This is a genomic window from Vibrio sp. 10N.222.48.A3 (genome assembly GCF_041475345.1).
Taxonomy (GTDB): Bacteria; Pseudomonadota; Gammaproteobacteria; order Enterobacterales; family Vibrionaceae; genus Vibrio; species Vibrio tasmaniensis_A.
On sequence record NZ_JBFRVX010000067.1, the window covers coordinates 1 to 9,888 of the forward strand.

General features: G+C 45.4%; 6 protein-coding genes and 1 pseudogene. 3 read left to right on the forward strand and 4 right to left on the reverse strand.

Translation table 11 applies throughout. From position 1 onward, the window contains the following. From AB4653_RS02445 to AB4653_RS02455, 3 genes and pseudogenes are all read right to left on the reverse strand, one after another. Positions 1–922: pseudogene (locus AB4653_RS02445) on the reverse strand (hypothetical protein); the annotation flags it as partial. Between the two features lie 202 nt (positions 923–1,124). Beyond that, on the reverse strand, positions 1,125–2,480 hold the full coding sequence (gene gorA / locus AB4653_RS02450; protein WP_102257537.1) for a glutathione-disulfide reductase: 1,356 nt from the start codon (positions 2,478–2,480) through the stop codon (positions 1,125–1,127). A 188-nt stretch (positions 2,481–2,668) separates the two neighbouring features. Beyond that, positions 2,669–3,508: a 23S rRNA (adenine(2030)-N(6))-methyltransferase RlmJ gene (locus tag AB4653_RS02455; protein ID WP_029224298.1), complete on the reverse strand. Its 840-nt coding sequence runs from the start codon at positions 3,506–3,508 to the stop codon at positions 2,669–2,671. A gap of 279 nt (positions 3,509–3,787) precedes the next feature. On the opposite strand from AB4653_RS02455, the gene prlC reads away from it, so the two are divergent. Then, a complete protein-coding gene (prlC, locus tag AB4653_RS02460; RefSeq protein WP_102257538.1) occupies positions 3,788–5,830 on the forward strand; it encodes an oligopeptidase A in 2,043 nt (680 codons plus the stop codon). Positions 5,831–5,898: 68 nt separating this feature from the next. On the opposite strand, the gene asnC is transcribed toward prlC, so the two are convergent. Further along, on the reverse strand, positions 5,899–6,363 hold the full coding sequence (gene asnC, locus AB4653_RS02465; RefSeq protein WP_009848066.1) for a transcriptional regulator AsnC: 465 nt from the start codon (positions 6,361–6,363) through the stop codon (positions 5,899–5,901). A gap of 126 nt (positions 6,364–6,489) precedes the next feature. Between asnC and AB4653_RS02470 the strand changes: the two genes are divergently transcribed. Both AB4653_RS02470 and AB4653_RS02475 read left to right on the forward strand, forming a co-directional pair. Continuing rightward, positions 6,490–9,597: an EAL domain-containing protein gene (locus tag AB4653_RS02470; RefSeq protein ID WP_346762942.1), complete on the forward strand. Its 3,108-nt coding sequence runs from the start codon at positions 6,490–6,492 to the stop codon at positions 9,595–9,597. A 120-nt stretch (positions 9,598–9,717) separates the two neighbouring features. Further along, on the forward strand, positions 9,718–9,888 hold a 171-nt coding region (locus AB4653_RS02475), incomplete at its 3' end, for a class I SAM-dependent methyltransferase (RefSeq protein WP_372103246.1).

Genomic DNA, 9,888 nt, shown 5'->3' on the forward strand with positions numbered 1-9,888 from the left:
GAAGGTAAGAAAACGGAGCGTTTAGAGTGAAGTCTGGGTGAGCTGTTTGATTGCAGCCTGCAGAACTTCCCGTCAATACACAGCTGATGTACTTTTCAGCGTCTGCGTATGACAATAAAGAGTCGCTGTCACTTACAGCAATAAGACCATTGGCTGAATCTTGATAAGTGAAGTAAGGCGTGCCACGTGTATGTTCAAACACAGCTTTAGGGAGCATTTTGTCAGCGTGAACTAACATTGTCTTGTCGTTAGGGCGGTTGTTTGGATCGTTAATATCATACTGTCTCACCATGATTGAGCGAATGAATTGCCCATTTTTCGCTACAAATGGATTGGCATCAGTGCTGCCGCGAACAGTCCCTGATTTTTCTCCGAATGCTTTCTCCATATGAGCCAATGCTTCAGATTCACTAGTAATTGAAGTGACTCCCATCGCTGTCAGGAAGTCTGTAACAGAATCACGGTCATCTAGACTTAGGCTTTTCATCTTCGCTAACGTCGCTGCATCAGGTTCGCGCAGCGCATCTGGAATTGTCAGTACTTCATCAGAAGCGCTGCCAGATTGGTTATCTAAAGACTGAAGTAGAATTGCTAAATTTAGAGCTCGGTCGTATTTGCCCGCTGCTTCAAATGGTGTCAGTACATCACGGTTTGATGCTGCCCCTACTTTCAAGCCATTTTCACCACCAATGAAGAAGGTCACCGTGTCGTCAGACTTAGCGGTAAATTCGCCTTCGCTGTTTGTGATGCCCTTTGAACCAGAGCTAGTGCTGTAGTAGATACCTTCAACAGCGGCATCGATAAACTTGTTGGTTGTTGTGGATGGTCCTGGCGGTGTTGTGACACCTGAATTAGAACTGTCGCTACCACAACCTGTTAAAGCCACTGCAATCGCTGCTGCGAGAATACTCACTTTTTTCATTACTCGTACATCCTTCATGTATTAGAGCTAATTGTTTTTTTTATGCGTGTAATTTTATAGCGCGCGATTGTAGTTTGATCTTGATTCCAAGTTAAGTATGTAAAATGCTGTTCGGTTAATAAATATCCCAACCATACGGTAAAAAACAAAAAAAACCGACATAGGTCGGCTTTTGTATAATATTTCTTTGACTTACAGTGGTTTATCGCATGGTAACGAATTCTTCGCTGCCCGTTGGGTGAATCGCCACAACAGAGTCGAAATCTGCTTTGGTTGCGCCCATTTTCATTGCAACACCGAAGCCTTGAATCATTTCATCAACAGTGAAACCGATGCCGTGTAGGCCAACTACAGTCTCTTCTTCGCCAGCACATACTAGCTTCATCTTACAAGGTTGACGGTGCTGAGTGACTGCAGTGTACATTGCAGTAAAGCCAGACGTGTATACCTTGATGTTGTCTTTGCCGTATTGCTCTTCAGCTTCTTGAGTCGTTAGACCAATAGTGCCGATAGGTGGGTGGCTGAATACAACAGTAGGAACGAGCGTGTAGTCCATTTTTGCGTTTGTTTGACCGTTGAATAGACGCTCAGAAAGCTGACGACCGGCTTTAACAGCAACAGGTGTTAGTTCGATGCCACCTTCCATGATGTCGCCAACACAGTAGATGCCAGGAACGTTGGTTGCTTGGAACTCATCTACTTTGATGTAGCCACGGTCGTTTGTTGCAACGCCAGTTGATGCTAGGTTGATAGCGTCAGTTGCTGGGTGGCGGCCGATAGCCCAAATTAGGTGGTCAACGTTTTGAGTGTTGCCGTTCTCTAGGTGCAGAGTCAGCGTGCCATCTGCTTCTTTCACTACTTCTTTAGGAACAGAGTGCGTGTGAAGTGTTGGACCTTCCGCTTCCATTACTTCAACCAGTGTTTCAACAATCATTGGGTCGAAGCTGCGAAGTGGTGACTCTTTACGACAGAACAGGTGTGTTTCTGTGCCAAGTGCACTTAGTACGCCTGCGATTTCTACTGCGATGTAGCCCGCGCCGATAACAGCAACACGTTTAGGTTGCTCCATCAGGTCGAAGAAACCGTTTGAGTCGATACCGTGCTCTGCGCCAGGGATGTTTGGAATGGTTGGACGACCACCTACTGCGATCAGGATGTGATCTGCAGTGTAGTGTTCACCGTTAACTTCAACGGTTTTTTCATCAATAAACTTAGCAAAGCCTTTGATTACGTTTATTTTGTTGTTACCAAGAACACGATCGTAAGATTTGTGGATACGACCAATGTACGCTTGGCGGTTTTCAACCAGTTTGCCCCAGTTGAAGCCTTTTACGTCAACGTCGAAGCCGTAGTCTTTTGAATATAGGTTGATCGCTTCAGCAACTTGAGCACCGTGCCACATAACCTTTTTAGGAACACAACCAACGTTTACACAAGTACCACCAAGGTCTTGAGCTTCGATAAGTGCAACTTTTGCACCGTGCATTGCTGCGCGGTTAGCTGATGCGATGCCGCCTGAACCGCCGCCGATACAGATGTAATCAAAATGAGTCGCCATTACTTTCTCCATTTATTGAAGGCTGTGGGTACAGTGAGCGCACTGAACACCTACGTCCTATAGATTCTTAAATTGTCTAATTATTATATTGAGGGCAGATCGGTTGAACTCAATCTCCCTGTTTAAAATTTATTCGTGTACGTCACAATCTGCTGAATATTCGTCAGAGCATGACGTTAAGTTCGAGATTACTCGGGTACGATCCACTCTACTTTGAAGTGACCGGTTGCCGGCGCAATTGCTTCCTTCAAGAATGGAAGAATTTCGTTCATTTGGCTTTCTAGCTTCCAAGGCGGGTTGATAACAATCATGCCTGATGCTGTCATGCCACGCTCATTGGTGTCTGGTGATACGCCAAGTTCGATTTGTAGAATCTTGTTGATGCCTAAGCCTTCAAGTCCTTCGATCATGTCTTCGATATCACAGCGGTTTACCACTGGGTACCAAATTGCGTAGATACCAGTTGCCCAGCGTTTATGGCTTTGAGCAATCGCAGTCACAACATCACGATACTCTTTTGCCAGTTCGTAAGGCGGATCGATTAGCACCAAACCACGACGCTCTTTTGGTGGCAGGCTGCCTTTTAAGCGTTGGAAGCCATCTTCTTTATAGATAGACACCTGACGATCGCGGTGGAACTCTTGCTCAAGCAGCGGGTGGTCTGCAGGGTGAAGTTCGGTTAATACCATGCGGTCTTGGTCACGTAGGTGCGCACGTGCTACACGTGGTGAACCTGGGTAGAAACGCAGTTTTTCGCCATTGTTGAGTGCTGAGATAGACTCAAGGTAGCTTTGAATGTCTTCAGGAAGTTCTGTTTGTGCCCAGACGCGTGCAATACCTTGCTTGTATTCGCCCGTTTTTTCAGACCATTCATGCGTTAAGTCGTAACGACCTACACCAGAGTGAGTGTCATGGTAAACAAAAGGCTTATCCTTCTGTTTCAAAGAATTAAGAATAAGGCTCTGTACGATATGCTTTACCACGTCGGCATGGTTGCCCGCGTGGAAGCTGTGGCGATAACTTAACAAATTAAACTCTCGTAACACTCTCGAATTAGAGTGTGGTTAGTGTAGGTGGGGTTAATTTGACTATTATAACCCCCAATGGACCATAAATTCTCGAACAATTCAGGAACAGCTGTTCGCAATATGCAGTTAGTTATTGGTTCTACTATTGAAATTTGCCTTCATGGACACTATTTAATAACTATTCGCAGGTGATTTTTTAGGGCGATCCTTAGCCTGATGACTGTAAGACGACCTCATTACAAAAAAGACGAAAGTCTCTAAAGCCAAAGGAATGTTTATATGTCTAATCCGCTATTAACCTTCACGGACTTACCTCCGTTTTCACAGATCAAACCTGAGCACGTTAAGCCAGCGGTTGAGCAAGTGATTGAAGAGTGTCGCAACAAAATAGAACAAGTACTTGAAGGTAATACTTCACCAAGCTGGGACAACCTCGTTGCTCCGATTGAAGAAGTGGATGATCGTTTAGGCCGCATTTGGTCTCCTGTAAGCCATATGAATTCTGTTATGAACAGCGACGAACTGCGTGACGCTTATGAGAGCTGCCTACCAGTACTTTCTGAGTACGGCACGTGGGTCGGCCAACACAAAGGTTTGTTCGAAGCGTATAAAGCGATCAAGGCGAGCGAAGCATTCTCGGCATTAAACCAAGCTCAACAAAAAACCATCACTGACGCACTGCGTGATTTTGAATTATCAGGCATTGGCTTACCAGCGGACGAACAGCATCGCTACGGTGAGATCAGTAAGCGCCAGTCTGAGCTAGGTTCTCAATTCTCAAACAATGTGCTTGATGCAACCATGGGTTGGAGCAAGCAAGTTACAGACGTGGCTGAACTGGCTGGTATGCCTGAATCGGCATTGGCAGCAGCACAAGCCGCGGCACAAGCTAAAGAGCAGGAAGGTTATCTACTGACTCTGGACATCCCTTCATATCTACCAGTGATGACGTACTGTGATAACCAAGAACTGCGTAAAGAACTGTACGAAGCCTACGTAACTCGCGCTTCAGATCGCGGTCCAAATGCTGGTAAGTGGGACAACACTGAGATCATCACTGAACAACTTAAGCTGCGTCACGAGATCGCACGCATGCTTGGCTTTAGCACTTACAGCGAAAAATCTCTGTCGACTAAGATGGCAGAAACGCCAGACCAAGTACTTGGTTTCCTTAACGACCTAGCAGTAAAAGCCAAACCACAAGGTGAGCGCGAAGTCGAAGAGCTACGTCAGTTTGCTGAAAAAGAGTTTGGTGTCTCTGAGCTAAACCTGTGGGACATCGCTTACTACAGCGAGAAACAAAAACAGAACTTGTTCGAGATCTCTGATGAAGAGCTTCGTCCATACTTCCCTGAGTCGAACGCGGTTTCTGGCTTGTTCGAAGTACTGAACCGTGTGTTTGGTATGTCGGTGACTGAGCGTGAAGGTGTGGATACATGGCATGATTCAGTGCGCTTCTTCGACATCTTTGATGCGACAGGCACATTGCGCGGTAGCTTCTACCTAGATCTATACGCACGTGAGCACAAACGTGGCGGCGCTTGGATGGATGACTGTCGCGGTCGTCGCATTACTCAATCTGGCGAGTTACAAACGCCAGTGGCTTACCTAACGTGTAACTTCAACAAGCCAGTCGGTGATAAGCCTGCGCTATTTACGCACGATGAAGTGGTAACCTTGTTCCACGAATTCGGCCACGGTATTCACCATATGTTAACGCAAGTTGATGCGAGTGCGGTTTCTGGTATCAATGGCGTGCCTTGGGACGCGGTTGAGTTGCCAAGTCAGTTCCTCGAGAACTGGTGTTGGGAAGAGGAGGCGTTGTCGTTCATCTCTGGTCATTTCGAAACGGGTGAAGCGTTACCGAAAGAGATGCTAGAGAAGATGCTAGCGGCGAAAAACTTCCAATCTGCGATGTTTATCCTGCGTCAGCTAGAGCTTGGCCTGTTCGATTTCACACTGCACACAGAATACGATCCAGAAGTCGGTGCTCGCGTACTAGAAACGTTAGCCGACGTTAAGTCTAAGGTTTCTGTATTGCCAAGCCTTGATTGGAACCGCTTCTCACACAGCTTTGGGCATATCTTTGCTGGTGGCTACAGCGCGGGTTACTACAGCTACCTGTGGGCAGAAGTGTTATCGGCAGATGCGTTCTCAGCATTTGAAGAGGAGGGTATCTTCAACACTGAAACCGGTAATCGCTTCCTGAACAACATCCTTGAAATGGGTGGTAGTGAAGAGCCAATGGAGCTGTTCAAACGCTTCCGTGGTCGTGAGCCTCAAATCGACGCGATGCTGCGTCATGCGGGTATCAGCGCTTAATATTGTGCTAGTCAGAATGTGAAAAGAGCCTCCTTGTGAGGCTCTTTTTGTATCGATTTATCAAACGATTATGGATTTACATTGCGGTTGATAGGGTTCTGCAATGAAATCAGTGTCTCAGTCGATTGAACCTCGTCAATCGCCTGCAATTTATCGATCAGTACGAACTGTAACTCTTCGATCGATTTACACATCAGTTTAACGAAAATGTTGTAGGCGCCAGTGGTGTAGTACGCCTCAACCACTTCATCTAATGCATTCAGTTTGGCAATGGCTGAGTGGTAATCACGAGCTGCATTGAGGTTGATACCAATAAAACAACACACGTCGTAACCAAGCTTCTTGGTGTTTACCACAACCTCGGTTCGCTCAATAATGTCGGCTGATCTCATCTTTTCGATACGAACGTGAATCGTCGCGGGGCTGACATCGAATTTCTTTGCCATTTCAGCATAAGGCGTGCGCGCATCTTCCATTAAGGTTTTGAGAATGGCACGGTCTAGATCATCCAGACGAGCTGTAGTTGTGGACATGCATAATCCTTAGGGTGAATAAAAAACATACCGGCTTTAGTACACATCATAGCCAAGGGTGATAATATTAGCAGCAACTATAGTGTTAGGGTGAATTCAGTGCGATTTTCGTTGTTTTTGATTGTTATGTGTTGGAGTGCTTTTGTTTCAGCTCAAACAAAAGATGTGTTGGTTATTCACTCTTATCATCAGGGTTTTTTCTGGACTGATGATTTCCACAAAGGATTATCAGAAGAACTGGAGCGTGATCGACTATCGTATCGAGTTGTTTATTTGGATAGTAAACGAACTCAAAACCCAGAATACTTAGAGCGCGTTTATCAGCTTTATCACACCAAGTTGATGCATGAAGAATTTGCTGCGGTTGTAGTCAGTGACAATAACGCCCTTAATTTAATGAAGCGCCTTGCGCCCGATCTCAAAGATACGCCAGTAATCTTTGGTGGTATCAACAATTTTACTCCTGAAATGATTGAAGGTTTGAATGCGACGGGCATTACTGAAGATATTGATTTATTGGGTAATATTGAGCTAATTAAGCGTCTTCAAACAAACATAAAGAAGATATACATTGTTACTGACCATTCAGTAACAGGTGAGGCTATCCGCTCACAAATTGATCGTTCTATTGAGGCTCACCCCAACTTTTCCGATTTGCTGGAGCACTATGTGCCTGACTCTTACCAAGAGTTAATTGCGTTTTCTCAGCGAACCGATCTAGATCAGAGCTTACTCTTTTGGGCATATTATCGCGATGCTAAAGGCAACGTGAGTAGCGTTGAAGACTGGCGACAATTGAACATTAAAACCCAAATGCCACTGTATATGGTGCACGATTTGGGGTTGGGTTTTGGGGCGATAGGCGGTGTTATTCAAAGTGGTGAAACGCAAGGTCGAGATACGGGACGTGTTTTACTAAAGGTATTAGCAAACCCAAATGAACCTCTGCCTTTAGTCGCACCTGGCGCATCGGAAATTAAACTCGACTACCAACAGATGTCACGCTGGGGGCTGGGAACTGAGAATGAAGCTTCAATTACTTTTCTCAATAAGCCTCAGTCATTCTTGGTGCGTTATCACGATGAAATTCGAACAATAGGTTTGCTGTTTCTGGTTATGTCGTGTGTTATTGCGACCTTGGTTTACTACCTCAACCGCCTCAAGAAAAGTGAGCGTGCTAGCCGACAAAGCCAGCTGTTACTAGAGTCGATATTCGATCAAAGTCTACAGTACATGGGTATTCTTGATAAAGGCGGTGTACTGCTGTCGAGCAACAGTAAGCTGCATGAGCTTCTTTATAATCAAGGTTATAAATTAGGAACACCTCTCCAAGAATATTGGGAGGGTGCCGCTGGCGAAGTGCTGAAGGAGTATTTTGCTGAAAGGGATGATTATCCAACCCTACGATTTGAGGCTGAGGTATGGTGCCGTGATCGTGGTGGAATGGTGCTAGATATCTCTTTAAAGCCGATGCCGAACAGTGAAGAGGACACCATTCAGTTCTTATTTGAAGCTCGTGATGTTACCTCACGAAAGCTTGCTGAGAACAAATTATTCCAACGTGAAGCGAATCTCAAACTGTATTACGACAAGCAGCCGGTGATGATGATTACACTGGATGTCAATAATCGCATTCAGCAAGTGAACCAGTTTGCTGAAGAATTACTAGGTTATCCACTTGATCTGCTTTTGGGGCATCGCCCTAGAGAATTTTATGTGGATGAGAACGCGATGATTCCTCGTCATATCTTGTTGCAACCACAGCACAAAATTCGCGGCGTGTGGCGTCGTGATATCGAGTATCGTCATGCGGACGGTAGAACGATCTGGATTCGTGAAAATATTCGTCCATTGGTCGACTCGGGTCAGCTGTTGATTGTGGGAGAGGATATTACTGAAACCCGCGAACTTTCTGAAAAGTTAGAATACCAAGCGCGTTATGACCTGCTTACAGACACTTTCAACCGCAACCACTTTGAGCAAGAGCTACAAAAGGCGCTGAAAGAGGTCGAGAGTCATATGAGAACTCATGCGATGTTGTTCTTAGATTTGGACCAATTGAAAGTATTGAACGATACTGCTGGGCATGAAGCGGGTGATGCCGCGATCTTATTTAGCGCTAATCTGATAGAAGATGTGCTTCCTTACAATGCTGTGTTAGCTCGGATGGGGGGAGATGAGTTTGCGGTATTAATCAAAGACTGTACTGAGCGAGATGCTGTCAATGTCTGTCACAGTATTATATCGATGATGAGTGAGAATCCATTCTTATGGGGTGATATTCACCTCAATCTTACTTGTTCTATCGGAATTCGATTGATTGACCATACTGCCGCTTCATCACAAATGGTGCATGCACAGGCGGATGCCGCTTGCCATGCCGCTAAAGAGGAAGGGCGAAATCGTTATCACCTTTATCATCTAGATGATGAAGATCTGCGCCGTCGCCATTTAGAAATGGAATGCGTTAACTTGGTACACGAAGCCTTAGCCAATGATCGCTTGGAGTTATTTGCCCAACGTATTCTTGGTCTAGAGGGAAATAGCAACAAAATGCACTTTGAGATACTGGTGCGGATCAAGAACGTCCAAGGTGAGTACATTTCACCGGGGATCTTCATGCCAGCCTCCGAGCGCTATAACATCGCGCATTTGATTGATCGCCAAGTCGTCAGTCAGACGTTGAATTGGTTGGAGCAACGCCCACATCTCGTTGATGATTTGGGGATGTGTTCGATAAACCTTTCTGGTCACTCGATGGGTAACCGAGAGTTTGTTGAATTCTTGATTGAAAGTTTGGCGAACTCATCAGTGCCTTGCCATAAGATTTGTTTAGAGATCACTGAAACGGCCGCCATGAGTAATATGAAGCAGGCAATCAAGTTCTTTACTCGAATTAAAGAGCTCGGCTGTTTGATTGCTCTGGATGATTTTGGTTCAGGCTTATCGTCATTCGGATATCTGAAGGCATTGCCCGTTGATATTGTGAAAATTGATGGCCTGTTTGTGCGTGATATTGATGTTAACGAGATGGACTATGTGATGGTTCGTTCGATCAATGATTTAGCGAAGCAGATGGGCAAGCACACGGTGGCTGAGTTTGTTGAAAATACTCAGGTTCTCGATAAGTTGATTGAACTCGGTGTTAACTACGCTCAGGGCTATGTTATTGGCCGACCGAAGCCACTGGCCGAGCTTGTTGAAGAGTTAAGGCAAGAACGAGAGATAGAGTAATTGGTTTAGGTAAGCCGACCGAGCTGTGAATACTTTTCACCGCTAATATGTATTGTTGAGGCAATCAGGTAAACTGGTTGCCTCTTTTGTTTTGAATACTACTGTCTGTTGGAGACGACCTTGCAACTACAACTGATTTGCGAAGATGCTACCCAAATCGATCATCTAAATGACTTAGCGACCCGTTGGAATTTATCTCATGATGAAAACAGCGATTTTGCTTTGGTACTGACTTGCGAGCGACTTGAGCTACGTAAAGTCGATGAGCCTAAGCTTGGCGCTATTTTTGTT